We start from the raw sequence: 26,782 nt of genomic DNA on the forward strand, positions 1-26,782 counted from the left end.
CGTGGCGCATGGAACGGCAGTTCACAGGGGCGGCGAAACACCGCCCGGATTGCAAGAGCCTGCGCGCTGCATCTGGCCGCACTATAGCATGAGCCGCGTGGTAACGGGCGTGTGCGGCAGTCCGCGGCATCGGGTTTCTCCTCGGATCGATCATGATTCCATTCCTTCCTTGTCGGCAGCCGTGGCTGCCGCCGCCAGGCGCAGTGCGTCCAGCCGTGGCTGGGCAAGCAGCCGCAGGGCCAGCATATGGCTGCAGGGACCGCGGCGCAGCCGGTTCTGCCGGTAGTGGTTGCAGGTGCAGTGCGCATCGGTGATCTGTTCGTCGGCATCGAGGCTGAGCTGCGGCGATGCGCTTTGCCGGCCTTGCCTGACTTCGCCGCGGATACGCAGCCTGCTTTCGTCCCGTTCGATGCCCGTCAGTTTCACGCTGCCTGCGTGCACCAGCTTCAGCGCAGCGTCTTCCTCCGTGCTATCCAGCAGCAGCTGTTCCAGCATGAGCGGATCGCGGCTGAGTTCGCGCCAGGCAAAGCGTGCCGCCGGCAGGTCGTACACGGCGCGGCCGGCTTGCAGCCACGACGCAAGCGCGGCCCGCACATCGGCTTCGGGCAGGCCCGTTCTCGCTGCAATCTCCCCTGGCGTGGCTTGCCAGTGGCGCTGCAGATCCTGCGCAACCTGCAGCTTGGCCGCATCGCTCACCGCATGTCGCGGCGCGAGGAGGTTGAAGCGCGCCGAAGCCGACCAATCGCTGGCTGACCAGCCTGTCAGTCCCAGCGTCACGGTGACCTCCCCCAGCTCCACCACCCAGAAGCTGGGCATGCCGCTCTCCAGCAGATGCACGCGCACCCGCGTGGCGAGCCCGATGAGCCGTTCCAGCGTGAGCAGGCGGCGGCGGCCCCAAAGGCGGATGGTGCGGGGCTGCGTCAGCGTCGCGCCCAGCAACTGGCTGCGGCGCGTGGGCAGGACGATGTCCCAGGGCTCGAATACCAGCCGAGGCGTCGCGTTTGGCGACAGCTCGAAGCGGATGGAGCGCGGCCCGCCGCGTTCGCGGTGCTGGCGCAGCACGGCGCAGATGCTGTGCAGGTCCATGGGATGGAGGTCCAGCACCGTGGCCGGCAGTGCCATCGCGCTCGAGACCTGCATGAAACCGCGCAGCCAGCTGTCCGGCAACTCGATCTTTTCCTCGCGCAAGGCCGGATCGTCGCCTACCGACACGCTGAAGCCCGCGGGGTCGACGCCAAAGCGCGTTTCCTTGTAGTCGCGAATCTTCTGGAACTCGTCGTAGAGGCTGGCCGAGTAGTCGATATTGGTCGTTCCGCAGGCCATCCCGCCGATACGGGCGAAGACATCGTGCGAGACGCTGACGGCGCAATAGCTGGATTCGTCCTGGCTGAAAGCCTCGAAAAGCAGCCGGTCGGGATGCACGGTGATCACCGGGTCGAGCACATACCAGGCGTCGCGATTGGCGTTGTACAGCCAATCGAAATACTTCTGCTGCGCCGCGTAGAAAGGCTTGAGCACAGCGGACTTCTGCGCGCGCAGGCTGGTCAGCTCGGCGCCCAATGCTTCAGCGCGTTGCTTCAGCTCGCCGGCTCCCGCCATGAAGCGGGCCAACAGCGTCTGCTCGTTGGCTTCGCACCATTGGCGATAGGCCGTCCTGTCCCGTCCACGCGTGCGCATGTCGCTGACCACGACATCGTGCAGCGCCGACAGCGCCTCGCGGAAATACAGGTGTGTCAGCCCGTCGCGGCGGAGCACCCCATCGAACCAGGTTGGCGGGCGCAGCGTGTCCGGCGCGAACTGAAAGGCCTGCGCCGCGTGCGAATCCTCGACGGTCGTGCCGCCGTAGTACTGATAGCGGAATTTCATGGTATTGGCGTTAGCTGCGCGCTACTGCGGGAACGGCACGGCGGTGCGCGCCGCGTGCCTCGGGCGCGACCCATTCGAGAAACGGCAGCACGATGCCTGGATGGCGCGCCGCGATATCGCGCAGGCCGGCCACATACTGCGGCTGGTCGGTCAGGCTCGCACCGACCACCTGGCGCGCGAAAATGTCTGCTACCACCGCTGCGCAGGCCGGCGCTTTTACCTGCTGGCGCAGGAAGTCGACAATGCGCGATTTGGCCGCCCGGGCGCGATGCACCTGGCTCAGCACCGTCAGGAAGTACGGCTGCAGTTGCCGCAGGCGTTCGGCGCGCGGCTCGTCCGCCTCGGCAGGCAATTCAAGCAGCCATTGCGTCACGAAGAGCTGAACCGAATTGCCCGGGTGTTGCGCCAGTCGGAGCAGGCATAGACTGGCCTCGGGCGCCCGCATGCGCCGCGTTAGCCTTGCGCGTCCAAGCGCCTGCACCCAGGCCTGCGGGTGATCGACCCATGCGATGAGCAGTTCGGGCGTCAGCGATGCTTCGGGCAGCCGCTCGCCCAGCAACTGGCGGGCATACCGTTGCGTGTCCTCGAAGGTGCTGTTGGCCACTGGCAGCAGCTGCGCGGCCTGCTCGGGCGTGACGCGTAGCGGCTCACCCAGTTGCGCGTCGAGGCTGCGCATGGCGCGCTGGCGCACCGCCACATCCGCGTGGCGAAGCAGCGTGGCCCATTGGCGCAGGCTGAATTCGGCATCGGCCAGCTGCGCCAGCGTCCAGGCGCCATAGCGCTGAGCGCCCGCCGTGCGCGCCTGCAAGGAACGCCAGCAGCCCCGGGCGTCCCGCGCCGGAGCCGCTGCAGCCAGCGGGCCCGTAAGCCAGCGCAGCAGATCATCGTGCAGGCCATGCGCGGCTTCGCTGCGAAACAGGGCCGCATGCAGGTGCTCGGCCAGGCCACGGCTCGCGTCCGGGGCGAGCGCCAGCCGTTCAATGGCCACGGCGACGGCGGCACGCACGCCGGCATCCGCATGCAGTGCGAATTCGGCCAGCAACGCGGATTGGCTTTGCAGCACGGTATCGGGCAGCGCCGCCAGCAGGCGCACGCCGCAGGCGCAGCGCCTGGCCTCGTCGGAAGCCAGCAATGCGTGCAGGGTGGCCGGCGGCAGGCTCGCAAGGCCGGCGCGATGATGCACAAGCCAGACGGTGGCGACCTCGGTCACCGCCAGCGCGGGGTGCAAAAGCAAGGAGTGCAGCGCGGACGGCGGCACGGAGGCGGCGTGCGCCGCCAGTGCGCCGGCCAGCAAGTCCTGCAACTGCTGTGCGATTTCGGGTAGCGCGGGCGCGTCGTCATCCAGCGGCAGCAAGGCTTCCAACAACTCGCCGAGCAGTACCGCGGGCGGGGCCAGCAACGCCAGCGCCTGGCCTTGAACGCGTATCGTGGCCTGCGGCGACAGCAGCAACGCAGCCACGAAATCGGCGCGGCCGGCCAGTCCGGCGGGCGCGCGTGCCAGCTCGCCGGCAAGCAGCGCGACAGCGTCGGCGTCGCTGCTGCGCGTGAGTGCGATCAGCAGAGGCAGGCGCTTATCCAGCGCGTGCAGGCCGGCGAGCTTGTGCCGCACGGCCGCCAGCGCAACGGCCGCGGTATGCGGGTAGCGGCTGGCCAACAGCATGCCGAGCGAGGTGGCCGGCGCGTCGGCCAGATAGGGCACGTGGTCCTGCAGCGCTCGCGCTGCCACCCACTGCACAAGCGAGGAGTGGCTGTGCAGCGCCAGTGCCACCAGGGCCTGCGGATTCGCGTCCCACATCTCGCGCCCGCCCTCCACGCGCTGCGCTGGCGGCCGCGCAAGATCCAGCGGGTCCAAGGTCCACCAGCGGCCGCTGCGCCGGCTTGCCTGGAGCGCCGGCCAGTGCGGCAACAACAGCTGCGAGACGAGCAGCCAGCCGGCTGCGCCGTCGTAATGGCGGCACAGCGTGGCATAGCGGCCATCGACGTACTGCCAGCGGTTCTCTTTGCGGCGCCGGGCATGCAGCTCGTCATCCAGCTGGAGCAGCAGTGCAACCGCCAGCTCCGGCGCGGCGCTGTGGCCGATCCGCTGCAAGCGGCGCAGGGTGCGCAGGCCACGGGCACGCAGGTAGGCACGCGTAGGGCCGGCATAGGCGCCGGCCGCACGGCCTTGCGCAGGCGTGGATTCGAAACGCGCATGCAGCAGCGCCAGCGTGCCGGCGTCGCGCCGCAGTTCGGCAGTCTTGTAGATCGCACGCACTGCCGCGAAGCACCCTGCTTCGAGCGGTGCCGTGCGCAGATGCTCGTGCACAGCCTGCCTGGCAGTGGAGTCGATGAGCGCCAGGTCGTAACCGTCGAGCAGCCATTGCGGATATTCGCCAACGCTGGCCGCGGCCGTTTCCGGTTTGGCGCCCCTGGCCTGCCACCGCGCGGCCAAGGGCTGCAGCGCGGCCTTGCGCCCGGCGTCGTCGCCGGCCAGCAGCAGCCAGGCCTGGCGCGCCATGCGCCGCGTGGCGGGCGAACGTCCGCGCTCGGCCAGTTCACCCATCGCGGCACGCGCTCCCGTGTCGTCCAGGCGGCCCAGGGCCACCGCCAGGCAGTAGTCGAGCAAGTCGTCGCTGCTGCCGAGCAGGCTCACCAAACGCGGCGCCAGGGCACGCAGCGCCTGCTGGCTCGCCAGGTCGGTCGTGGCGGCATCGCTGCGCTCGGCCACGCGCCAGACACTGCGCGCTTGCCGTGCAGGCGGCAGCAACCGCCAGGCGGAGAGGGAGAAGCGCTGCACCAGCGCCGCCACATCCGGCGCCGGTACAGATGCGGAAAGCGGATCGGCAAATGCGGCCGGGGCCGCCGCCGTTGCGGCCGTCACGGCTTGCAGTTCAGGAAAACCAGCATGTTCGCGCAAGACATCGCCGACAGCCAGCCTGCGCAGCAGGTAACCGACGGCGCGGCGATGGGCCACGGCCAGCGTACAGGGTACGGCTGTGAGCGTACTCTCAGTTTCGGAGATCACCCTGTCCCCGCTCCAACGCTGCCGGCGGCATGCGACTACAAAGCGCGACTGATCATTGTCATCCTGCAGGTCCAGCTCAATCAGCTCGACAACGACGGTGCACGTCCGTTCGCGCCCCTGTTCGAGCATGGCTCGGGCGAATCGCCGCATCCACTACCCCCCCATTCTCCACGTTGCGCGGCAGTGTAGCAGTTCTCTTATTCGTCATGAAGCCGAGATCGAATGCCGCGATTCACCCATCCGAACCCGAATACCGCATACATCAATGCATAGAAGGGAAAGGTACGGCCGGCGCCCAGGCGGGCAGCGGTCTATATTCAGACTTTTCTGTATCAAATATCAGAAAAATCTGATCGATTGTTGAAGAAATTTCCCCATGAACTGAGAGTAGCGCGGCCTGTACATGCCAGCAAATCGATTCATCTTATTGATTGGCGGTGTTTGGGTGGCGAAGGGAATGGGATCGGTCTAAGCTTCGTCTTTGTCAATCATTGAGATGTGCATTGACCCCACTTGCATTCCCGATGGGTGCAGGCTTCCGTCGCGTTGTTTCATAAATCGGAAACCCTCCCTCTGGGAGTCTGAAAGTTGCGGCATTTCGTCGGTCTGCGATCGCTTTTCGCATGACCTTCAGAATGAATGATCACTTTCTTCTGCACCGTCGATCATGCAACGACACCACGCCGGGCCTCGCGCCTGATTCTGACTTTATCTCGTTACAATGTCCGAACCCCTGTTTCTCTGCGCCAGCATTCCCCTTTCCAAAGGGGGCTTCCAACGCTGGCTCAAGTCCGTGCCGCTATCGGCCGGCGATTTTTCCGATTGGCCCATTGCATTCGACGATCTGCCGCCGTCGCTACCGTGCGGGCATGCGACAGTGAAGGACGCGCTGGTCAGCCAACTCGCCAGCAGTCTGGTCGATGGCGATGGTTTTCTGTTGTGCCGGCACGACGAGGCTCTGGCTGAGTTGCAGGTGGCGGCATGCTTCCGCTACGGTGACTCGCAGGAAACACGTACGGAGGTGCTCGGCCTCTGCGCGATGCTACGCGGCGTGGCGGTCTGCTACACCGCCGGGACAACGGCCTTCATCCACGTGTTCGACAGCGGCGATCACCGCACCCAGGTTTCCATCGCACTGGAAAAGCGGCATAGCGCAACGCGGGAAACCATGTCCGCCTGCACGCCGGGGTGGTTCGACGCCTGGGTAGGCAGCCTGTCGGAGTTCGATCCGGAAACGGACCTGGGTGCCGCCGTCGCGCCCACCTTGCTGCGCGCGCTGAAAGCCGTCGTCAACGTGGGCGCTGCCCAGGCCACGCCAGAACGTCCCTACCGTTATGACCTGTTGTTCTACACCGATGGCAAGCAGGTCTACTCCCACAACGGCCAGGTGCTATCCGGGGCAGAACCGTCGAGCTTTCGCCGGCTGACTGCGGGAAGCGACAATGAGGCGTTCTACGGTGATCGCCATACCCTTTGGTACAAGGGCATCGGCCCGATGGTACGGGTGCAGACACGTGACCCGGACACGGCCGTGCGCGGCTTCCGTCCGGGCGGGGCTGACGGCCGGCCATTGCTGTTGTGCGGCAACACGCTCTGGTGCGAGGCTCGACTCGATTACCCTGACAGGCACAAGAGCAAAGCGCACTGCGAGCAGAACCGTGCTGCAATCCAGGCACGCGGTGGCATCGTCACCAGCGAAGCCGTGTACGACATGATGTGGCTGCAACCGACACAGGTCGATGGCGCCACCTTTGCTCACGTTGAGGACTATGTTTTCGGGGACCTCCAGCGCGTCTACTGGATCGACGGCGACAACGGTATCTCGATTCTGGAAGGAGAGGCGCCGGACACATTCCGCCGTGTGGGCGAAGTGCTATGCGGGAAACATCATGCACTGTTGTGGTCAACCCGGCTCGATGCCCGACTCGACTGCAGCACGTTGCGTTACCTGGGAGGCGAGCGTCACCAAGGCGGCTCCACCTACGCAGATGCTACCCAGCTCTGCTATCTGTCTCATATGCACTGGAATTCCATCATCCTGGAAGGCGCCGACCGTGACCACTATGCGCGCGCGCCGTTCGATCCAAAACTGTCCTATGACGGCCGCTATGTCTGGTACGACGGCAATCGCGTCGTCGGGGCGGACGGTGCCACGGTCAGCCCCTGCGAGGACATCGGCACCTCGCAATTCTGGAAAGACGCCCGCCGGGTCTACGCCGGCGCGCAGGTGCTCAAGGGTGTTGACCCGCAGCGATTCAAGGTCTATCCAAGGTCGGCATATGCACGCCACGGCGGCGACGTGTACTGTGGGAAGAAACGGGTCAGCGGCGCGGATGCCGACAGCTTCGAAGTGATCGACTTCGGCTACGCACGCGATGCCTATCGGCATTATCGGTACGGCGTTCCGGAGGACAATTAGATGCCATGGATGGGCCGCGGGTCCTGGTGCAAATCGCTGGTTGATATAGGAAGCAGCCTTTCAAAAGGTCACTTTGTCATGTGGCGAGGACGGCGTCGACGGCTGGTTCGACTGTCTGACGGCGTTTGAGCCATCGGCACTGTCTTGCATCCGACGACCTGGCCTTGCCGCGGAGGACGACTTGCACCGGTGCCAATCCTGCAACCGACTTGCCCATCCTGCTGCCCACGCCGGCTGCTTTTGGAAAGACAATGACTCCCCCGGGCGACGCCTCCGACGCTGCTAGGATCCGCCCACGGTCTTCAACAGCGCCGATTCGAACATGGCAGCGGGCGAGATGATCGGCTCTTCCCAGGGAATATGCTTGCCGTAGCGTTCCCGCATCCTGGCGCGCACGGCGGGCGTGCTCAGGTCGAAATCCTTCAGGGGCTGCGGCGCGCCGATTTCCAGGCCGAGCGCGCGCCGATAGGTCTTCCAGACCAGTTCGGAGCAGTAGATCCTGTCATCCGACCACGCGAACACCGGGTCATAGGGCCGGCCCAGAAAGCCCTCGCCCACCGTTGCAAGGCGCTGCCGCGCCTTGTCCGTCAGCAGCGATTCGTTGCGCAGCCGCTTGACCACGTAATGTCCCCGCTCGCCCTGCGCGGCCCATTGGTCCAGCGGCGTGTACGATACCCTGGCCGCAGCCTCCAGCACATAAGGGCGCCCCTGACGCTGCACGATCATGCCCATATGGCTGTATGGGGAATGCGTGGCTTGCTGCACGGCCAGGCTTTGCGCCGACCGCGATCGCTGGAAGACCAGGTCGCCGGTCCGCACATCGGGCGCCGCGGCGGCGGCCATCGACAGCGTGGCCAGCACACCCGCGGCGGCGCGGCGCATCCAGGTCTTTTGCGTCATGATTGCGGCTGCACGGCCGGGCCTGGACGTGTTGATCCTGTCGTACGAGTTGAAAGTGCGATCGTCATTGTCGTTGTGTGTGGGCATGAAGGACTCGATGCCTCCGACATATTACACGCCCCCCCGGTCGTCGCCATAGGCGGGCCAGAGAGGCTGCCGAGCGCTCCGCCAGGCGAGGAATGCCCGCCCGCGGAGCCAGGACAGGCGGCCCCGAAAACCGCAAAATCTGCAAATCCACTACCGATACAGTGCACCTACTGGAGAACGCATGAAACCTCAAACCCGTGCCCACTACGCCCGGCGGCTGGAGCCGGTGCTGCTCTGGCTGGCGAGCCACCCGGACGCGGACCCGGAGCTGCATCACCTGGCCGATCTGGCTTGCCTGTCCCCCTACCACTTCCACCGCGTCTACCGCGCGATGATGGGGGAGACGGTGAGCGCCACGGTGCAGCGCATGCGCATGCACCGCGCAGCGGTTGCGCTGGCGGCGGGCAGGGGTTCCTTGCGTGAGGTAGCGCTGCACGCCGGCTACGCGTCGGACGCCGCGTTCAACCGAGCATTCGGCGCAGCCTTCGGCATTTCGCCCGGGCGGTATCGCGCGGCCCGCTCCAGCCCCTTCGACCCTCAGGAGCCCACTATGTATCCCCTCACCCTCGAACCCTTTCCCGGCGTCATTCTGGCCGCGCTGCCCCACCGAGGCAGCTATCAGGACATCGGCCCGGTTTTCGACCGCCTCTACATGCTGGCCGGCAGCCGCGGCCTGGTGGGCCGCGACGCCAGCGGCTATGGCGTGTACTTCGACGACCCCGAGCAGGTGCCGGTCGACGCGCTGCGCTCGCTGGCCGGCGTGCCCGTGCCAGCGGACACGCCCCTGGGCGATAGCCTGGAGCGCTTCGAGATCCCGGCAGGACGTTGCGCCGTGCTGACCTACACCGGGCCCTACAACGAGATGGGCAAGGCCTACAACTGGATGTTCTCCGAGTGGCTGCCCGCCAGCGGCATGGAGCCGGCCAACATCCCGATGTTCGAGCAGTACCTCAACGACCCCAGGACCACGTTGCCGGCGCAGTTGCAGACGCGCATCTTCCTGCCGATCAAGGATTGACTCGGGCTCTCTGCGGCGCACGGCCTTCGTTCGCACCGGCGAACAGGCCGCTGCGCGCTCATCGGCCGGCAGTCGCGACGGTCGCAGTGAGCACACTGGTTGCGCAAGGGCCCCGAAGACGAGAGAAGCGGCTGATGCGTTCCGGGGTCCGAACGCAAAGCAGAAGCCTGCATGGCGTTGGGAAGCTATTGTCAAGGGCGGCCGCTCACTCTCGCTTGCCAGAAACCGGGGGCCTCGAAAAGTATATGGCTTTGAATACCGTGAGCATCAGGAAATATGTGACGCCATGGCTGTGACAGCGCGGCGCAGGTTCCGCCATGCAAGCGCGCGGGCACAGCCGCCGGACACCATGCTCAACGCGGTTTGATCGCCACCTTGAGCACCCCGTCGCGCTGGTTGGCAAAGAGGTCGTATGCGCTCACGATGTCATCGAGCTTGTAATGATGCGTGACCAGCGCGCCCAGGTCGACGCGGCCCGATTCGACTACGTTCAACAGGCGCCGCATGCGTTCCTTGCCGCCGGGACACAGCGCCGTGTTGATCTTGTGGTCGCCAAGACCCGCGGCAAAGGCCCCGAGCGGAATCATCAGGTCGGATGCATATACGCCCAGGCTCGATAACGTGCCACCTGGCTTGAGGATGCGCAGCGCCGATTCGAATGTGGCTTGCGTACCCAGCGCTTCGATCGACGAATCCACGCCGCGCCCGCCGGTGAGTTTCAGGATCTCGTCGATCACATCGCAGTGCCTGAAGTTGAGTGTCACGTCCGCGCCCATCCGCCTGGCAATGCCCAGGCGGTGATCGTTGCCATCGACTGCGATGATGGTGCTGGCGCCCAGCAGGCGCGCGCCGGCCGTGGCGCACAGGCCAATCGGCCCCTGCGCGAACACGGCCACGGTGTCGCCGATGCGGATATTGGCGTTTTCCGCTCCCTTGAAGCCTGTGGACATGATGTCGGGACACATCAGCACTTGCTCGTCCGTCAAGCCATCGGGAATCGGCGCGAGGTTGGCCTGCGCGTCAGGCACCAGCACGTACTCGGCCTGCGTGCCGTCGATGATGTTGCCGAAGCGCCATCCCGCGGTCGCCTTATAGCCGTGGCAGCCGCACAAGCCCATGGGGATCATATAGCTGCCGTCTTGCGAAGCGCAGCCATCCTGGGCGGCATACGAGTTGAAGTTGGGACAGATTGCGCCGGCGATCACCCGCTGCCCTTCCTGGTAGCCAACCACCGCGCTACCCAGCTTTTCGATCACGCCCACGGGTTCGTGGCCTATGGTCAGGCCCCTGGCGACCGGATATTCGCCCTTCAGGATGTGTACGTCGGTGCCGCATATCGTGGTGGTGGTAATGCGAACCAGCGCGTCATTGGGTCCCACATCGGGAATCGGCTTATCGGCCAGCTCAATGCGTCCGGGTTCGACGAACACGGCGGCTTTCATCATGGCAGTCATCGGTCTCTCCTTCTGGTCGTGGTAGGTACGAATTCGGATGCAGGCATCCCAACCAACCTGCTCTTGCGTCTTCGGGCGCGGCGAAGTGCGGCATATTCGCCGTCATCCGCGTTACCGGCCCGCTTCCTCAACGCCTTGTGCGCGCCGTGTTGACGCACTGTTGAGCCGCGTCGCGGCGGCGCCTGGGCCAGGGTGATGGAATCTCGGCGGCGCCATACGGTTGAGCCTGCACATGAAGGCCACTATGTGTCCTTTGGAGCGGGTGGCAATAGAAGACTACGCACCCCGGTGACGGTCCACGTTGACATGGATCAAGCGAGGTCCGTGGAACCAGCAATCAGGCTGGGAGGCGCTTGGCCTGGGCAAATCGCTGATTGTCGACAGCTGCGATGTCGAAATCATGTGACTGCCTGGCCAGCACAGATATCGAGATGACGCCCTCAACGGGTCTGGGTCGGTGCTCCTCCGGGAGCCGGCGCGCACCGGTCAATTCATGCGGATCAGGTCCCGTTTCGGCACCGGCAGCCAGTCTGCAGGCATGGCATCCTCCGGCGCCCCCTTGCCCGCCACGTAGCGGTAGACGAGATACTTCTTGTCTGTCTCGTAACCGATATTGGGGATGATCACAAGCATCTCCTTGCGCCCAACGTACAGCCAGCGAGGCAAGGCCTTTTCCGCGAAATAAAGGCGTTCCTCAGCATGAGTCTGCGGGTTCTGCCGGATGGCGACGCCCTTCAGGTAAGGCGTCCCGTACTCCAGGGCAAAGACGAGCGTCTTGCCAACGCATCTCGACAATGCAATGCGGCCGACAAAATCGCTTTTTGGCATGTCGAGGAATGCGCGTTCGGTCTTACTCCCCACTTGCACGAACAACGCATCCCCTTCCAGGCCATGCGATTCGGCTTTCAGTGTTGCACGACTTCCGTCTTCAAGGACGCACGAAAATACCGGGCGCAGCTTGCCGGTGTCACCGGCGCGTGCCGCCGTGCCAACGGTTGCCATCGCAGCCAATGCGAGGGTGAGAGCAATAGTTTTCATTTCGACAGGGCTACGTTTGCGGTATCGCAAGGTCCGGCTCGGTGTCCAATGCGCAGCCGTCTTGCCCCTCCCGAGAGCGTAAGATCCGGTATTCAACGCAAACCCTGCGAGACACCAGCCCCCCCGCACAGACGCTAACGGCGGCGAGATAGACCCATCATCCGCCACGTCAGCGGCGCCTCCTGGTGGTTGGGTTTCGGGTATGCGCCAAGAGCGCTTCCGGTTATTGGAAAACACCACGCTCAGTGCTCCACCACTTCAAGTTCAGGTCGCTCACATAAGTCGCTGGGCAGCCGAATACGCCAAACCAGGCCTAGCTTTTTCATCATTACCAATACCCACCAACCGGGATCCCACTCGCCGGAATATAGACCTAACCGGGCAGAACCGGGAAACGCATGGTGGTTGTTGTGCCACGACTCTCCCATCGTCAGCAGCGAAGTAAAGCGGATGTTGCGCCCTTGCACGGCCGCCCCAACCACGCGGTAGCGCATAGCGCCGCGATTGTGGGCGAAGTATCCGATCAGCCAATGGCCGACTACGCCAGCCGTGACACGGGCGCACACGCCCCAGAAAACGAATCCCCACCCTCCCAGCACATACAGAACCAGCGCAGGGGGCAACTGCTGAAGCATCCAGGTACGCTCCAGGAATTGGTAGAAGCGATTCTGAGCAATGCGAGCCTCGACGTTCACCGCCGGCGGGTGTTCGAGTAGCAACTCGCAGTGCAGCTGCCACCAGCCATCCGCCCAGAACGAGCGTCCATGCCGGAGGTAGGGATGGCACTCGGGAAGACGTTGAGCATAGTCGCGCAGGTCATGCTGCCGGAGTAGCCCGAGAGGACCAGCCAGTCCAACCTGCACCCCAAGGTAAACCAGTATGTACTCCAGCCATTCTGGGCATTGATAGCTGTCGTGGATCAGCTTTCTATGACTGCCTAGCGAATGCCCAAGCAATAGGACGGTAGCCGTGGAAACCAGAAAGATGCCGAATGACACCCAACTGAACGTTGCGATACCGCCAACAACTGCTCCCAGGCTCATGGCGATCAGCCAGGCAGACTTGGCAGGTGAGTAGCGAACCCTGCCTTGCATCACACTTTCGAGTGTGGCCAGTTTGATTCGGTGCGATTTCAGGCTTTCTGGCGTGGTAATCATTGCATTATCGGCGCTCGGACTCGAATACGTAGGGATTGCCCGGGTTCGGAAAGCGCAACAGGTAGCGGGCAACCCGCGTCTTGCCGTCGGACAACAGGTAATCCATCCGAAGCCCGGTCGGATTGTCTTCCAGCGCGGCACCCAGGTAGGCATTGTCCGGATAGCTGAACTGGTTCTGCGGCACCTTGCGAATGGCGGCACAGGATGCAAACAACCCTGGCAAGGCGTAGAGGCGCTGCCGGTGCAATACCAGTACTTCCGCGTAGCGGCCGCTCTTGCCGTTGCCTTTGTAACGCATTTCGAGACACACCGACGAGCCCTGTCGCCATGCCGTGACCTGGCTCAGATTTTCCGGGTCGATGGGCTCACCGCCGCGCCATTCGGGTGGGGCAAGATTGGTCACACTGCGCAACGGCCAACGCTGCTTGCCGACGGTCAGTGCGTGGCCGTCGAAGGCAATATCGGGTACCCCCTTCGGCGGCTTCATGGCCAACCCACCCGGCAAGGTCCACAGCGATTGGTCATAGCGCCGCAACGCCTGGCGCATGGAGGTCACCCAGATGCAATGCCGAGGCGACTCCGCGCAGGGCATCGCCAGTTCGGCCCCGGGACCCATGAACAAGTTGCCGCCCAACGACTGATAAAAATCGCGATAGTCAGTGAATTGAACCGGGGTAGCCTGCGCAAGCAAGGGCAGGCAAGCAAGGAGCCATGCGGCCAAGGAGCGGCAGGCCGGACTCATTGATAGTCCTTGGCGTCGGTTGCCTTGATGAATTCACTCATGGCGTTCATCCAAACATACTTGCAGCAGCATATCTCCAGGTACAACTGCCATCATGCTGCCTGAGCATCCCGCTCCGGCTGTGGTGGCGCGCCGTCGGGCAACTAGCAGCATCTGGACGTGGAAATGATTGCCGTAGGAGGTGGCTGCCTGGATGTCGGCAACGGATTGGCATTCCGGCGACGCTCCGCCTCCAGCGCATCTCGTTCGACAAACAGCGCCACGCCGATCACGCCAACGTTAGCAGTATCGCCATGGCGGGAGCTGGCGGCGCAGCTGTCGGCCACCGAAGCAAAACGAAATTCTGTGACTTCTCGCTCGTTCTTGCGGAAACCGTTGATCACCAGCGTATCGCCCGGGTAGATCAGATAGCCGTGGTTGGCATAGCTCCCCGGGCGACCGGAGATCACGTCGCGGCCGTCCACGGTGGACACCACCTCGTAGGCACTGCGGCCCGTATTGCGCAACACGATCTGGTAGCGCTCACCGGCCTTGCCGAAGATTTCCCAGCGGTCGTTGCAGTCCGGATCCACAGGTAGCTCATCGCCACGGTCGCTGAGGATGGTCATCTGCACGCCCTCGGCCGGGCTCAGGCGCGTGAACCCTAAGCTCAGGCCGCCGCTGTTGTTGCGGTAATACACGGTGGCCACGCCGCTGGGCGTGTCGGCGCTGGCGCGCTCGAAGTCCACCTTGCGCGTGTTCGACCGCTTGGCTTCGCCCTGCGCTCTCCCCGGGCCAGGTCGTTCGCTCGCGGCCATGCTTGGGGTGGGGGCAGGCGGCTGGCTGCAGGCAGCCAGCCACAGAATGCCGGCGAGCAGCGGAAGACGTTGAAATGGCCTCATAGATTTTGGGGGGAGATCTCGTGTATGCGTCAAGCGGAAGCGTGGCACTGCCTGCACTCCTCTGATTCGAACTCGCCGTACGGCGAGATCACGTTGCCGCTTTCATCTTCTATGCGGAGAGCCAGGATAAGCGCCACGATCCCCTGCTTGAACTGCAAGGCATAACGCTGGCGCCTGGCGGGCTTGCTAAAGGTCGTAAAGATCGCCGTGACCAGTCGGTTGATCACGCCCATGATCGAATAAATGGACACGATCGCCTCGTGCCCAGATCCTCGATATCGGCCCACCCCACCCCACACTCACTTCATCGCCGTAGTGAGATCCTGTCCCACCTTCCAGCCACGCGCCAGGCGCTCGGATTCCGCGCGCTGCTTGCCGTTGAGCAGGTTTCCCATCTCGACACGCAGGGTCATGCCCTCGGACCCGGGCTTTGCCTCGCTGGTCGACAGCAGCACCCAGGCGTAGGCCAGCACCATGTTGCGCGGCACACCCCAGCCGTTCTCGTAGGCTCCCGCCAGGTTGTTCTGGCCGGTGGTGTTGCCTTGCATGGCGGCCTTGCGCAGCCACTCCGCGCCTTCGCGCCGGTCGCGCAGCACCATGCCTTCGCCGTGGATCAGCGCGGCGCCCAGGCTGGCCTGCGCTCCCGCATGGCCCTGCACCGCCGCTTTGCGCACCCATTTGACCGCCTCGCGATCGTCCTTCGGCACGCCTTCGGCGAAGTAGTACATCTGCGCCAGGCTGTACTGCGCGTGCGCATCGCCCTGCTCGGCGGCCAGCCGGAACCAGCGCATCGCCTCCTTCGGATCCTTGGATACGCCATTGCCTTCCAGATAGAGGCTGCCGACCTCGTTGCGCGCATCCATGTCGCCCTGTTCGGCGGCCTTGCGCATCCAGGCGGCACCGGCCTTCTCGTTCGCCTTGACGCAAACGCCATTGAAGTAGGCCATGCCCAGCCGCCGCTGGGCCATGGCCACGCCGGACTTGGCGCGCGCCTGCAGCGTGGTGGCGGCGGGCTCGCACTTGCCGCCTTCCATGGCCGCGTACAGGTCGTCGGCCTCGTGGGCCCAGGCGCTGCCGGAGGCCAGGGAAATGGTGGCGAGGCCGAGCGTCAGGACGCGGCGTGTGACGTTGGAATTCATGTCGTTGGCCGTCCCCGTAGCGGACGGTAGGACGACAGGCAGTATCGATCACATATGATACCGCACCCTCGCTCCGATCGTTCGACGCGTGCGGCGACGGGTCCGATTCGCTCACCCGGGTAATCGTCTTCTACGCTGCATGAGCGCCCCCCGGCAAAAAGCCTTGTGGGCGATGCGGGTCGTTCCAACCCCGGACTTTCACGATGCAGGAGAATCAGGCAGATTCAGCTGCCCGTTTCCTGGTCCAGCATCGCAGGGTGCCCGGCGCCGCGCCGCAGTAACACGCCATGAGCCACCTCGCAACGAAGCACTCCCTTCCGGATTCTGTAGAAGCCGCGTATTGACTTTGCCGAACTTACGCGGACTGGTCGCCAGCATGCGCTGCTGCTTATTTCCATTGCCAGGCGACAGCGCCACCGAACTCGCATGCCCACCATCGACATAATTGAGCAGGCGCAAGTGATACCTGACTGTATTCGCGTCATCCACCTGGCCCTGGGCGCGCCTCGACACGGTCGGTGTTGCCTCGGGCATGGCCCGATACCCCTGGCGCAGCTTGGCATCGGAGGCTTCTCCGGTAAAATCAACGAATCATGATGCACCGTGCTATGCGACCGATGTGGCGGGCCGCCGCCAGTTATCTCTTTGTAGTAGCCATCGGCATAGCCGTGCCGTACGCCGTGCATGGCCGTGTGGTCCTTGAAGCCGGTGTCCGGGACGCATTCACCGGGGATGGGTGGAAGGGCTTTCTCGGCGATCTTTGCCTGATGGCCAGCTTGGCCTGGCTGCTGGTGAGTGCAGGGGCCGGATTGCCGGCGCTCGCCTTGCGCCGGTTTCGCGGTGATTCGCCGTCGGTCGCCTGCAGCGCGGTTCACCTATTGCTGGCCACGGCGCTGGCCTTGTGCGTCAACCTGATGTTCTACGCGGACTACTACGGACTGACGTGGAACCTATATGAGCGTTTTTCGTCTTTCGTACTGCCGAATGCCCGCCTTGTCGTGCCGGCTCTGTTGCTAGCGGCGGCAGTTGGGGCTTGGCTGGCAGTGCCACGCTGGCGCGGGTCGCGCAACGATCATGATTATGTAAGCTGATCGGCATCGATCCGCGCGCGCTTCACGTCCATCAAGCGCTCGCAGGCGTTTTCTTGCGCAACTTCGGAAATATCCCATTTGCGGAAGACCTGGCGAAGACAGGATTGCCACGGAACTTCGCGCCCAACTGGATAGGCCGCATGATGCGGAATGAACTTCCGATATCGGCCGGCGCATCGCGGATCGCCCAAAACGCCAATGCGTCTGCTTCCGGGACTGCCAGCGCCGCATCCCTGACGACGCCGGTCTCGATCATCTTGCAGAGGTAGTCCTCGAAGGCGTCTGCGTGCCGCGCGGCGTCGCCGCTCACGCTATCCAGCAGCACGTCGAGCACGTCTGCGCCGCCGGCGAGCCCGGTCAGGCCGCCTGCTGCCTTTGCTGGCGTCACGGCCCTCGGCAAACGCATCGCGATCAGCCTCATCGAGATGGCGAACCGGATCGGCAAGACGCGCCGAGCGCCGTTCAGCAAAGGGACATCAATGGTTTACCAATTCTCATGGTGGTAAACCACAATATAGAAATTTGGTAAGTCCAATACAATTTGGTCTAACCAATTTGGCAGCCATGAATTTACACGTGATACCTAAACTCGCAGAACCTGCCAGCAAACCCGCGGCTGATCGCGCCTACGTCCGGCTGGCAGCACAGATCCAGGCCCTGGTGGCACAGGGCGAGTTCACGGCGGGCCAGCGCTTGCCCGCTGAGCGGGCGCTGGCTGAGCGTTTCGATGTCAGCCGGACCTCGCTGCGCGAAGCCATCATCGCACTGGAGTTGCAGGGGGTGGTGGAAGTGCGCGGTGGTTCGGGCATCTACGTATGCGAGTCCAAGCCTGGCGTCATCCGCCTGCCGCCGGCGCAGGAAGCCGGCACAGGGCCGTTCGAGCTGTTGCGGGCGCGCTGCCTGATCGAGTCTGAGATCGCGGCGCTGGCGGCCGTTACCCGCAAAGATGCGGACCTCGACCGTATCTTCGAGGCGCTGACGACGATGCGCGAGCAGATGATGGACAAGGCCGCCAACGAAGAGGCAGACCGCCGCTTCCATCTCGACATTGCCCAGTCCACGGGAAACAGCGTGCTGCTGGCCACCGTGGTCTCATTGTGGGACCAGGCCCGGGGTCCGATCTGGGAGAAGATCGAGCAGCATTTCCATACCCAGGAATTGCGCCAGGCTTCGCAGGAAGACCATCAGCGCATTTTCAGCGCGCTGGTCGCTGGCGATGCGGACGCGGCAAAGCAAGCCATGCGCGGCCACCTTGAACGTGTGATCGGCGAATTCGCGCAAGGCTGGCGCTGATCCGCAGTACCGCAGGCAGCCCCCACCCGGCCGAACGCGGAAGATACCGCGCCCCGGAATCAGGGATTTCGAATTGAGGAGACAGACAATGCGGAACCAGAATGAGGGCGGCGGCACAGTGGTCCGCTGGACGGCGGCGGCAATGCTGGCGGTATCGATGCTGGCCAGCGCGCAGGATGCGCCTGCGCCGCCCGCCCCGGGGCAAAGCCCGCGGGTGGACGCTATCCGCAAGACAGGCGAACTGCGCGTCGGGGTGCTGCAGAACGCGCCCTGGCTGATCCAGGATCTGTCCGGCAAGGGCGAAGCCTGGAGCGGCCCGGCCTGGTTCCTGGCCAAGGAATATGCGGGCCTGCTGGGCGTCAAGCTCACGGCCGTTCCGGTCTCACACGAAACCAAGGTGCCCGTACTGGCGGCTAACCAGGTCGACATGACCATCAGCCCCCTGGCCGAGACGCCCGAGCGCCTGAAGGTGGTGGACTTCGTGCTGTACTCGACCACCAGCGTCTGCATGTTCGGCCGCGCCGGTAACGAGAAGCTCGCCAAGATCGGCTCCGTCGATGCGCTGAACCGGCCAGGCATCACGGTGGCGTATTTCACCGGCGGGGCCGAAGCTGCCTGGGTCAAGCAGCGCTTTCCCAACGCCACGCTGCGCGCCGTCGCCAACTCGGGCGCCACCGCGCCGGTCGAAGAGATCATGGCCAGGCGAGCCGACGTGGCGCCGATCAACCGCGTGCCTTGGGTAGCGCTGAACCACAAGGTGCGCGGTCTGGTCGTGTTTCCCGCCGAGGCGAACTGCCAGCAGAGCACGGAAAAGGCGTCGCCCGTGGGGCTCGCCATCGACAAGAATCAACCCGAATTCCTGGCCTGGCTGCGACAGGTGGCGCTGGCAATGAAGCCCAGGCTGGATGCCGACGAGATGCGGATCATCCAAAAGACCAAATAGGCCGCCCGGTCGCTTCCCACCGTCTTCCAACGTTTTATCCCGTTCACGCACAAGACGTGTCCAGGCCGGCGTGCGCCGATGGCCCGGCACGCCCCTACCCGGCGTGCCACCGCTGGCCGCAGGCAAGCCGGGCGCCGTCATTCCAAGGAGACACAGCATGAAACACCATACCCCCTTGCGCCGCAGCGCCGCCCACGCCGCCGCTGGCCTCATGGCGGCCGCCACGCTGCTGGCCACCACCACCGCGGCCCAGGCTCAGACGCCGCCAGAGCCGGGAGCAAGCCCGCGGATCGACGCCATCCGCAAGGCCGGCGTGCTGCGCGTGGGGGTGGTCAACAACCCGCCGTGGCTGGTGCAGAACACCAGCGGTTCGGGCGATCCGTGGATGGGGTCGTCGTGGATGCTGGGCAAGGAATTCGCGCGGCTGCTGGGCGTGAAGATCGTGCCGGTGCAGGTCAGCCACGAGACCAAGGTGCCGGCGCTGATTGCCAACCAGATGGACATCATGATCGGGCCGCTGAACCAGAACGCCGAGCGCGCCAAGATCATTGATTTCGTCACGTTCTCCAACACCAGCGTCTGCATGTTCGGGCTGGCTTCCAATCCCAAGTTCACCAGTGCGACCAAGGTCGAAGACTTCAACCGGCCCGACATCACGATGGCCTACTTTTCCGGCGCCGGGGAAGAGCCGCTGGTGCTGCAGCAGTTTCCCAACGCCAAGCTGCGCGGCGTCGCCAATTCCGGCTCGGTCGCGCCCATCGAGGAAGTGCTCGCGGGCCGTTCGGACGTGGCGCCGCTGAACCGCATGCTGTGGCCCAACATCAGCAAGAAGGTCAAGGGCCTGGCCGTGTTCCCCAAGGAGAACGATTGCCAGAACAGCAAGATCTTCGCCATCGACTCGGGCATGGGCGTGGCCAAGGCGCAGCCCGTCTACCTGGAATGGCTGCGCAAGGTGGAGGCGCGCATGCACCCCGAACTGGCGGCCGAAGAGCGCCGCATGACCCATACCCTGAAGTGAGCCGACCGCCATGCTGAATTGCGCAATTCATGGGGCCCAGGACCTGCGCCTGGTCGAACAGGCGCCCGAGCCGCTGGGCCCCACGCAGGTCCGAGTTGGCATCAAGGCCGTGGGCATCTGCGGGTCCGACCTGCATTACTACCGTCACGGCAAGGTGGGCGACTTCGTCATCCGCGAACCACTGACGCCGGGACACGAGGCATCCGGCCAGGTGCTCGAGGTGGGCGCGGCGGTCACCGCCGTCAAGCCCGGCGACCGCGTGGCGCTGGATCCCGCGCGCACGTGCGGGGTGTGCCGCTACTGCCGCCAGGGGGCGTCCAACCACTGCGAGGCAGTGCACTTCTTCGGCAGCGCCAGCCGCTATCCGCATATGCAGGGCGCGATGCGCGAGCAGGTGGTGGTGCAGGAACGCCAATGCCTGCCCGTACCGGACAGCCTGTCATTCGAGCTGGCCGCCTTTGGCGAGCCGCTGGCGGTTGCCCTGCACGCCGTGCGCAGCGCGGGGGCATTGCTGGGCAAGACCGCCATGGTGGTGGGCGCGGGGCCGATCGGCGCGCTGATCCTGATGGCGGCACGGCTGGCGGGCGCCAGCCACGTAGTCGTGGTGGATATCGTTGACCAGACCCTGGCCACCTGCGCCCGGTTGGGCGCGACGCGCACCATCAATGCCGCCACCGACCCCGCGGCACTGGACGAGCTGGCCGCGGGCAAGGGTATCGTCGACGTGTGCTTCGAGGTTTCCGGCAACTACGCCGGTCTGGCCAGCTGCATCCGCGCGGCGCGTCCGCGCGGCACCATCGTCACGGTCGGCACCCTGAGCGGCAGCAGCGAGCAATGCCCCTTCAACCAGATCATGGTGAAGAGCCTGTCATGCATCGGCAGCTTCCGCTTTGTCGATGAGTACGCCTGGGCGGTGGACTACCTGAGCCGTGGGCTGGTCGACGTGTCACCACTGCTGACGGCGGCCGTGCCGGTGCGCCAGGTGCACGACGCCTTCGCGCTGGCCGCGGACCGCAGCCAGGCCATGAAAGTGATGGTGATGTTCTGAGCGGGCGCGGCCTTGATACCACGGAGACCCCATGGATTTTGATTTCTCCCCCATTGTCGAGAATTGGCGATTCTTTGCCGGCGGCCTGGGCGTCACGGTGGCGCTCAGCGCCGTGACCGCCCTCGCCAGCATTCTGCTTGGGCTGGCGATTGCGCTCCTGCGCCTGTACGGGCCGCGCTGGCTGCGCGTGCTGCTGGTGTTCTACATCGACAGCATGCGCGCCATTCCCGTGCTGGTGGTCCTGGTGTGGATCTACTTCGCCTTCCCGCTACTGGCGGGCGTGACCTTCGCACCGTTCTGGGCGGCGCTGGTAGCACTGACGCTGCACATCGCCGCCTATTCCGCCGAGGTGATCCGCGCCGGCATCGAGTCGGTGCGGCCTGGCCAGATGCGCGCGGGCCTGGCGCTGGGCATGTCGCGGGCCCAGGCGCTGCGCAAGATCATCCTGCCGCAAGCCACCATCCGCATGTTGCCCGCCTTTGGGTCGGTGTTGACCGTTGCCATCAAGGACACGGCGATCGCCACCGTGATCGCAGTGCCCGAACTGATGCACAAGGCAGAGACCATCGCAGGCCAGAGCTACCGGCCCATCGAGGTGTACACGGCTGTCATCGTGGCTTACTTCGCGATCCTGTTTCCGGTCACGCGCGGCGTAGACCGGCTGTACCAACGCTATGCACATCTGGGGCGCTCATGAACCTGGACTGGGGAATCATATGGAACTCGCGCCAGGTCCTGATGGAAGGCGCTGCCATGACCATCATGCTGACGGTGGTGACCATGGCGCTGGCGGTGCCGGGCGGCATCATGCTGGCGCTGATGCGCCTGTCGTCGAGCCGGGTGCTCAATGGCATCGCGGTGGCCGTCGTGGAGTTCTTCCGCAACCTGCCGCTGATCCTGGTGATCTACTGGGCGTTCTACGTGATGCCCATGGCGCTCGACGTGCAATTCTCGGCGCTGACGACCGCGCTGGTGGCGCTTGTGCTGAACGTGTCGGCGTATAACTCCGAGACCTTCCGCGCGGGCATCAATTCGATCCGCAAGGGCCAGATGGAGGCCGCGCTGGCCATCGGCATGTCGCGCAGGCAGGCCATGTTCAAGGTGCTGATCCCGCAGGCGGGACGGAGGATCCTGCCGGTGCTGGCCAGCACCTGGATCTCGCTGTTCAAGGATACGTCGCTGGTGTCGGTCATCGCCGTGAGTGAATTGGCCTATGCCTCGATGCAGGTACGCGCCCAGAGCTTCCGCGTGCTGGAGATGCTGACCGCGATGGCGGTGATCTATTGGCTGATGGGCTATCCCCAGGCCAAGCTGGTCGACTGGATCCACCGGAAATACGGAGTGAAGGAATGAACGACATGATCTTGGACCCGGAGCGGGCCACCGCCATGCAGACCGCCGCGGCCGCGCGCAAGGGTGCCGCCCTGCCGCCAGTGCTGGTGTATGAGCACGTGCGCAAGACGTACGGCGACTTTGTGGCGCTCAACAATGTGTCGCTGCAGGTCAACAAGGGAGAGGTGATGTGCCTGATCGGCCCGTCGGGCTCCGGCAAATCCACGCTCTTGCGCTGCACCAACGCACTGGAGAAACTCGATGGCGGCCGCGTGCTGCTGGACAGCGTGGCGCTGCCGGAATCCGAAGCCGAAGCCCGAAAGGTACGCCAGCGCATGGGCATGGTGTTCCAGAGTTTCGAGCTGTTCCCGCACAAGTCTGCCCTGGACAACGTGGCGATGGGGCCGGTCACGGTGCTGGGCATGGCGCCGGAGGCGGCGCGCGCCCGCGCCATGGCCTTGCTGGAGAAGGTCGGGCTGGCCAACAAGGCCGGCAACTTCCCCGCCAATCTTTCCGGCGGGCAGCAACAACGGGTAGCGATCGCACGGGCGCTGGCGATGGAGCCCGAGGTGATGTTGTTTGACGAACCGACGTCGGCACTGGACCCGGAAACCGTGGGCGAGGTGCTCAACGTGATGAAGAAGCTGGCGCAGGAGGGCATGACAATGATCGTCGTGACGCACGAAATGAGTTTCGCGCGGCGGGTGGCCAATTGGGTGGTGGTGTTCGAGAACGGCGCCATCCTGGAGCAGGGCCCGCCGTCCCAGATCTTCGATCACCCGCAGGTCGCCCGCACTGGCGATTTCCTCAGCCACCTGGGCTGGGCGGGCTAGTGCGAGCGGACCCTGGGCCAACCGAAACCGCCCGCCGGTGCAGGCGGGCCTGCTCAATACCTTACTCGGAATCCCCTCATGAAAATTACAAACGCGCGCGTCATTGTTTGTTCGCCGGGCCGCAACTTCGTGACCCTGAAAATCGAAACCGACCAGGGCCTGACGGGCATCGGTGACGCGACCCTCAACGGGCGCGAACTGGCGGTGGCCGCCTACCTGACCGAGCATGTGATTCCGTGCTTGATCGGGCGCGACGCGCACCAGATCGAAGACATCTGGCAATACCTGTATAAGGGTGCGTACTGGCGCCGCGGCCCGGTCACGATGACCGCCATCGCCGCCGTGGATACGGCGCTGTGGGACCTGAAGGCCAAGGCGGCCGGCATGCCGCTCTACCAATTGCTGGGCGGCAAGAGCCGCAGCGGCGTGATGGTCTACGGCCATGCCAATGGCTCCGATATCGAGCACACGGTGGACGAGGTGCTGCGTTATGCCGAGATGGGCTATCGCGCCATACGCGCGCAAAGCGGCGTGCCGGGCCTGGACAAGGTCTATGGCGTGGGCCGCGGCAACCTGTTCTATGAGCCGGCCGACAGCGACCTGCCCAGCGAACACGACTGGTCCACCGAGAAGTACCTGCGTCACGCGCCCAAGCTATTCGAGCGCATCCGCGAGAAGCTCGGCTTCGAGCATCACCTGCTGCACGACGTGCACCACCGCCTGACGCCCATCGAGGCAGGCCGGCTCGGCAAGTCCCTGGAACCCTACAACCTGTTCTGGATGGAGGATGCCACACCGGCCGAGAACCAGGATGCGTTCCGGATGATCCGCCAGCACACCACCACGCCGCTGGCCGTGGGCGAGATCTTCAATTCGATCTGGGACGCCAAGGCGCTGATCGAGAACCAATTGATCGACTACATCCGGGCGACCGTGGTGCATGCCGGCGGCATTACGCACTTGCGCCGCATCGCCGATCTGGCGTCGCTCTACCAGGTGCGCACGGGCTGCCACGGGGCCACCGATCTGTCGCCGGTCTGCATGGGCGCGGCGTTGCATTTTGACCTGTGGGTGCCCAATTTCGGCATCCAGGAGTATATGCGCCATACCGAAGAAACAGACGCGGTCTTCCCGCATGCCTATACCTTCAACCAGGGCATGCTGTACCCCGGCGACGTGCCCGGCCACGGGGTCGACATTGATGAGAAGCTGGCGGCCAGGTACCCCTACAAGCGGGCCTATCTGCCCGTGAACCGCCTGCAGCAGGACGGCACGCTATGGAACTGGTAACGCCACCCGCGGCGCGGCGCCTGCGTCCCGCCGTGCTGGACAGTCTGCCCGCGGGCGTGGCGCGTCCGGCCTATGACCGCGCCGCGCTGCGCGTCGGCATCGTGCACCTGGGCCTGGGCGCGTTTGCGCGGGCCCATCTGGCGGCCGTCAACGAGGCAGCGTTGCATGCCAGCGGCGACCTGCGCTGGGGCATCTGTGGCGTTTCGCTGCGACAGGCCGATACCCGCAACGCCCTGGTGCCGCAGGATGGCCTTTATACCCTGGCGCTACGCGGCGCCGACGCGCAGGGAGGCCTCGTACAACAGGCCGCGGTGATCGGCAGCCTCCTGGAATCCCTGGTGGCACCGGAGGACCCGCAGGCGGTGCTGGCGCGCATTGCCGGCGCGGACACGCGGATCATCAGCGTCACCGTGACCGAGAAGGGCTATTGCCACGACCCGGCCAGCGGCCGGCTCAATATCGAGCACCCCGATATCGAGCATGACCTCGCGCAGCCCTGCGCGCCACGCAGCACCATCGGCTTCCTGGTGCGCGGCCTGCAACGCCGGCACGCGGACGGGCTGAGGCCGCTGACCCTGATGTCGCTGGATAACCTGCCCAGCAACGGCCATCTGCTGCAGGGCATGGTGCTGGACTTCGCCGAGCGTGTCGATCCGGCACTGGCGCAGTGGATCGCCGCCACCTGCGCCTTTCCGTCGTCGATGGTGGATCGCATCGTGCCGCGCACCACCGACGAGGATCGGCGCGCGCTTGCGCAGGCCCTTGGCGCCCACGACGCATGGCCGGTGCTGGGCGAGCCCTATCTGGAATGGGTGGTTGAAGACCGATTCGCCGCCGGGCGTCCGGACTGGAGCGCCGGCGGCGCCCGCTTTGTGGCCGAGGCCGCACCCTTCGAAACCCTGAAGCTGCGCATGGTCAACGGGACGCATTCGGCCCTGGCCTATCTGTCGGTCATGGCGGGCTGGTCCACCGTGGACCAGGCGGTTGCGCAACCCGCCCTGCTCGCCTACCTCGACAGGTTGATGCGCGTCGAAATCGTGCCGACCCTGCCGCCGTTGCCAGGCCTGGATCTGGCGCAGTACCAGCGGCGCCTGTTGCGGCGCTATGCCAATCCCGCGCTCAAGCATCAGACGCAGCAGATCGCGATGGATGGTTCCCAAAAAATGCCGCAGCGCCTGCTGGACACGGTGCGCGCGCGGCTGGCTGCGGGGCAGCCGATCCCCGGGCTGGCGCTGGCGGTTGCCGGCTGGCTGCATTTCCTTCGCGGCAAGAATGAGGCCGGACGCCGCTACGACATCCAGGACCCGATGGCCGAGACCCTGGCGTGCCGGTATGCCCAGGCGGAACAGGCGGCGCGGCGCGTCGGCCAGGGGCTGGAGGGGACGCGCGCTTGGGTTGCCGCGCTGACCGGCCTGCGGCCGGTGTTTGGCGATCTGGGCCAGGATCCGCGATTTGTGCAGGCCGTGGCCGGGGCCATGCAATCGCTGCGCAGCCTGGGCGTGGCGGGGGCGCTGGCTGCCGCCGGCTGAGGCCTGATTCGCATGCCTGGCTGCGCAGCGAGATAGCCATGGCGGCCGAAGAGATACGCGAGGAGCAAGGCCGCTGGGTGGACCCGGCGTAGGGCACACGCCTATACACAACGGCCTTCATGCCGACAGTTCGTAGCCCGCGCCCCGTCAATCCGGTCCACCCTGCCGGATTCAGCGATCACGTCTTCAGCGTTGGACCCGCCCTGATCCCGGCGCGCCGGATATGACTCCGATGAAAGGGCCAAAGGGCCAAGTGCCGGCCCGATCCGCTCTGCCGATGATTACCAAGACCAAAGACAAAGCCGGATCACCCTACTCGCCTCCTTTCGCGCGTCACGTCAGGATCGATCACCGCGTTCCGTTGACGATTGGTGCAAGCCAAAGCGAATGCCTTCTGGCCCGGTACATAGGCAGAATATGCCAAAGCCCGGTTCGTCAGGGCTTGGCATATCTGCGGTTCCCCCGAGCTCAACCACGCGCGCTCTGGCAGTGGCCATATCGGACACCTCAAAAAACACGAGGATGCCGGGCGTCGGGTCACCGCCATGCAAACCGATCCTCATCTCGTGGTTGCCGAACCAGCCTTCGCCTGGCTGTTGCGTTGACTGGAACGCCCAGCCGAACAGATCTCCGAAAAACTGCCGCGATGCCTGCGCTTTTCCCGCGCCGATCTCCAGGTATGAAACTCGACCGCTCATGG

Annotated in this window: 25 protein-coding genes; 13 read left to right on the top strand and 12 right to left on the bottom strand. The window is 64.9% G+C overall.

Translation table 11 applies throughout. The features are described from left to right. Window positions 1–150: 150 nt before the first annotated feature. Window positions 151–1,866, bottom strand: a complete 1,716-nt coding sequence (locus P3W85_RS18335; protein ID WP_276265836.1) for an SWIM zinc finger family protein — start codon at window positions 1,864–1,866, stop codon at window positions 151–153. Between the two features lie 10 nt (window positions 1,867–1,876). After that, a complete protein-coding gene (locus P3W85_RS18340) occupies window positions 1,877–4,762 on the bottom strand; it encodes a hypothetical protein (RefSeq protein WP_276265837.1) in 2,886 nt (961 codons plus the stop codon). On the opposite strand from P3W85_RS18340, the gene P3W85_RS18345 reads away from it, so the two are divergent. Together P3W85_RS18345 and P3W85_RS18350 are read left to right on the top strand one after the other, a co-directional pair. Continuing rightward, window positions 4,751–5,059 (top strand): hypothetical protein, encoded by a 309-nt coding sequence (locus P3W85_RS18345; RefSeq protein ID WP_276265838.1) that lies wholly within the window; start codon window positions 4,751–4,753, stop codon window positions 5,057–5,059. The two genes, P3W85_RS18340 and P3W85_RS18345, sit on opposite strands and share 12 nt — an antisense overlap. Window positions 5,060–5,591: 532 nt before the next feature. Further along, a complete protein-coding gene (locus P3W85_RS18350; RefSeq protein ID WP_276265839.1) occupies window positions 5,592–7,289 on the top strand; it encodes a DKNYY domain-containing protein in 1,698 nt (565 codons plus the stop codon). 282 nt (window positions 7,290–7,571) lie between these two features. Here the strand turns inward: P3W85_RS18350 and P3W85_RS18355 are convergent, their stop codons facing one another. Next, window positions 7,572–8,189, bottom strand: coding sequence for a YiiX family permuted papain-like enzyme (locus P3W85_RS18355; protein WP_276265840.1), 618 nt, complete (start codon window positions 8,187–8,189; stop codon window positions 7,572–7,574). Window positions 8,190–8,457: 268 nt separating this feature from the next. Here P3W85_RS18355 and P3W85_RS18360 point away from each other — a divergent pair, with 268 nt between their 5' ends. Beyond that, on the top strand, window positions 8,458–9,294 hold the full coding sequence (locus tag P3W85_RS18360) for an AraC family transcriptional regulator (RefSeq protein WP_017227586.1): 837 nt from the start codon (window positions 8,458–8,460) through the stop codon (window positions 9,292–9,294). Between the two features lie 353 nt (window positions 9,295–9,647). Here the strand turns inward: P3W85_RS18360 and P3W85_RS18365 are convergent, their stop codons facing one another. The 7 genes from P3W85_RS18365 to P3W85_RS18395 form a co-directional block, all read right to left on the bottom strand. Beyond that, the gene (locus P3W85_RS18365) at window positions 9,648–10,748 is read right to left on the bottom strand and encodes an NAD(P)-dependent alcohol dehydrogenase (RefSeq protein WP_276265841.1); all 1,101 of its coding nucleotides are present in this window, start codon (window positions 10,746–10,748) and stop codon (window positions 9,648–9,650) included. A 486-nt stretch (window positions 10,749–11,234) separates the two neighbouring features. Beyond that, window positions 11,235–11,786, bottom strand: coding sequence for a hypothetical protein (locus P3W85_RS18370; RefSeq protein ID WP_276265842.1), 552 nt, complete (start codon window positions 11,784–11,786; stop codon window positions 11,235–11,237). Between the two features lie 242 nt (window positions 11,787–12,028). Then, on the bottom strand, window positions 12,029–12,943 hold the full coding sequence (locus tag P3W85_RS18375; RefSeq protein WP_276265843.1) for an acyl-CoA desaturase: 915 nt from the start codon (window positions 12,941–12,943) through the stop codon (window positions 12,029–12,031). A 4-nt stretch (window positions 12,944–12,947) separates the two neighbouring features. After that, window positions 12,948–13,685 carry a hypothetical protein gene (locus P3W85_RS18380; protein WP_276265844.1) on the bottom strand — a complete coding sequence of 246 codons (738 nt, stop codon included), beginning with the start codon at window positions 13,683–13,685 and terminating at the stop codon, window positions 12,948–12,950. Window positions 13,686–13,828: 143 nt separating this feature from the next. Continuing rightward, entirely contained in the window at window positions 13,829–14,482 is a 654-nt protein-coding gene (locus tag P3W85_RS18385; RefSeq protein ID WP_276265845.1) for a hypothetical protein, read from the bottom strand. A 113-nt stretch (window positions 14,483–14,595) separates the two neighbouring features. Continuing rightward, on the bottom strand, window positions 14,596–14,817 hold the full coding sequence (locus P3W85_RS18390; protein ID WP_276265846.1) for a hypothetical protein: 222 nt from the start codon (window positions 14,815–14,817) through the stop codon (window positions 14,596–14,598). A gap of 48 nt (window positions 14,818–14,865) precedes the next feature. Further along, a complete protein-coding gene (locus tag P3W85_RS18395) occupies window positions 14,866–15,705 on the bottom strand; it encodes a tetratricopeptide repeat protein (protein ID WP_017227595.1) in 840 nt (279 codons plus the stop codon). 593 nt (window positions 15,706–16,298) lie between these two features. Here P3W85_RS18395 and P3W85_RS18400 point away from each other — a divergent pair. Beyond that, a complete protein-coding gene (locus P3W85_RS18400; RefSeq protein WP_276265847.1) occupies window positions 16,299–16,796 on the top strand; it encodes a hypothetical protein in 498 nt (165 codons plus the stop codon). 31 nt (window positions 16,797–16,827) lie between these two features. On the opposite strand, the gene P3W85_RS18405 is transcribed toward P3W85_RS18400, so the two are convergent. Further along, window positions 16,828–17,265, bottom strand: a complete 438-nt coding sequence (locus P3W85_RS18405; protein ID WP_276265848.1) for a hypothetical protein — start codon at window positions 17,263–17,265, stop codon at window positions 16,828–16,830. 95 nt (window positions 17,266–17,360) lie between these two features. Here P3W85_RS18405 and P3W85_RS18410 point away from each other — a divergent pair, with 95 nt between their 5' ends. The 9 genes from P3W85_RS18410 to P3W85_RS18450 all read left to right on the top strand — a co-directional run bounded on the left by P3W85_RS18410 (window position 17,361) and on the right by P3W85_RS18450 (window position 26,082). Further along, window positions 17,361–18,089, top strand: a complete 729-nt coding sequence (locus P3W85_RS18410; RefSeq protein ID WP_035812628.1) for a FadR/GntR family transcriptional regulator — start codon at window positions 17,361–17,363, stop codon at window positions 18,087–18,089. 88 nt (window positions 18,090–18,177) lie between these two features. After that, window positions 18,178–19,032 (top strand): substrate-binding periplasmic protein, encoded by an 855-nt coding sequence (locus P3W85_RS18415; RefSeq protein WP_017227598.1) that lies wholly within the window; start codon window positions 18,178–18,180, stop codon window positions 19,030–19,032. Window positions 19,033–19,189: 157 nt separating this feature from the next. Beyond that, window positions 19,190–20,050 (top strand): transporter substrate-binding domain-containing protein, encoded by an 861-nt coding sequence (locus tag P3W85_RS18420; protein ID WP_430869565.1) that lies wholly within the window; start codon window positions 19,190–19,192, stop codon window positions 20,048–20,050. Between the two features lie 10 nt (window positions 20,051–20,060). Beyond that, window positions 20,061–21,098: an L-idonate 5-dehydrogenase gene (locus tag P3W85_RS18425; RefSeq protein WP_276265849.1), complete on the top strand. Its 1,038-nt coding sequence runs from the start codon at window positions 20,061–20,063 to the stop codon at window positions 21,096–21,098. A 31-nt stretch (window positions 21,099–21,129) separates the two neighbouring features. After that, the gene (locus tag P3W85_RS18430) at window positions 21,130–21,795 is read left to right on the top strand and encodes an amino acid ABC transporter permease (RefSeq protein WP_017227600.1); all 666 of its coding nucleotides are present in this window, start codon (window positions 21,130–21,132) and stop codon (window positions 21,793–21,795) included. Continuing rightward, window positions 21,792–22,451, top strand: coding sequence for an amino acid ABC transporter permease (locus tag P3W85_RS18435; RefSeq protein ID WP_276265850.1), 660 nt, complete (start codon window positions 21,792–21,794; stop codon window positions 22,449–22,451). Before P3W85_RS18430 ends, P3W85_RS18435 begins: the two co-directional genes overlap by 4 nt. A gap of 35 nt (window positions 22,452–22,486) precedes the next feature. Next, a complete protein-coding gene (locus P3W85_RS18440) occupies window positions 22,487–23,263 on the top strand; it encodes an amino acid ABC transporter ATP-binding protein (RefSeq protein ID WP_430869567.1) in 777 nt (258 codons plus the stop codon). Between the two features lie 78 nt (window positions 23,264–23,341). Next, on the top strand, window positions 23,342–24,553 hold the full coding sequence (gene manD / locus P3W85_RS18445) for a D-mannonate dehydratase ManD (RefSeq protein WP_276265852.1): 1,212 nt from the start codon (window positions 23,342–23,344) through the stop codon (window positions 24,551–24,553). Then, window positions 24,541–26,082, top strand: coding sequence for a mannitol dehydrogenase family protein (locus P3W85_RS18450; protein WP_276265853.1), 1,542 nt, complete (start codon window positions 24,541–24,543; stop codon window positions 26,080–26,082). The genes manD and P3W85_RS18450 overlap by 13 nt, the downstream gene beginning before the upstream one ends. Window positions 26,083–26,420: 338 nt before the next feature. Here P3W85_RS18450 and P3W85_RS18455 read toward each other — a convergent pair whose 3' ends face one another. After that, window positions 26,421–26,780, bottom strand: coding sequence for a VOC family protein (locus P3W85_RS18455; protein WP_276265854.1), 360 nt, complete (start codon window positions 26,778–26,780; stop codon window positions 26,421–26,423). Window positions 26,781–26,782: the final 2 nt, after the last annotated feature.

The sequence above is a fragment of the Cupriavidus basilensis genome (assembly GCF_029335485.1).
In the GTDB taxonomy this organism is placed as follows: domain Bacteria; phylum Pseudomonadota; class Gammaproteobacteria; order Burkholderiales; family Burkholderiaceae; genus Cupriavidus; species Cupriavidus basilensis_E.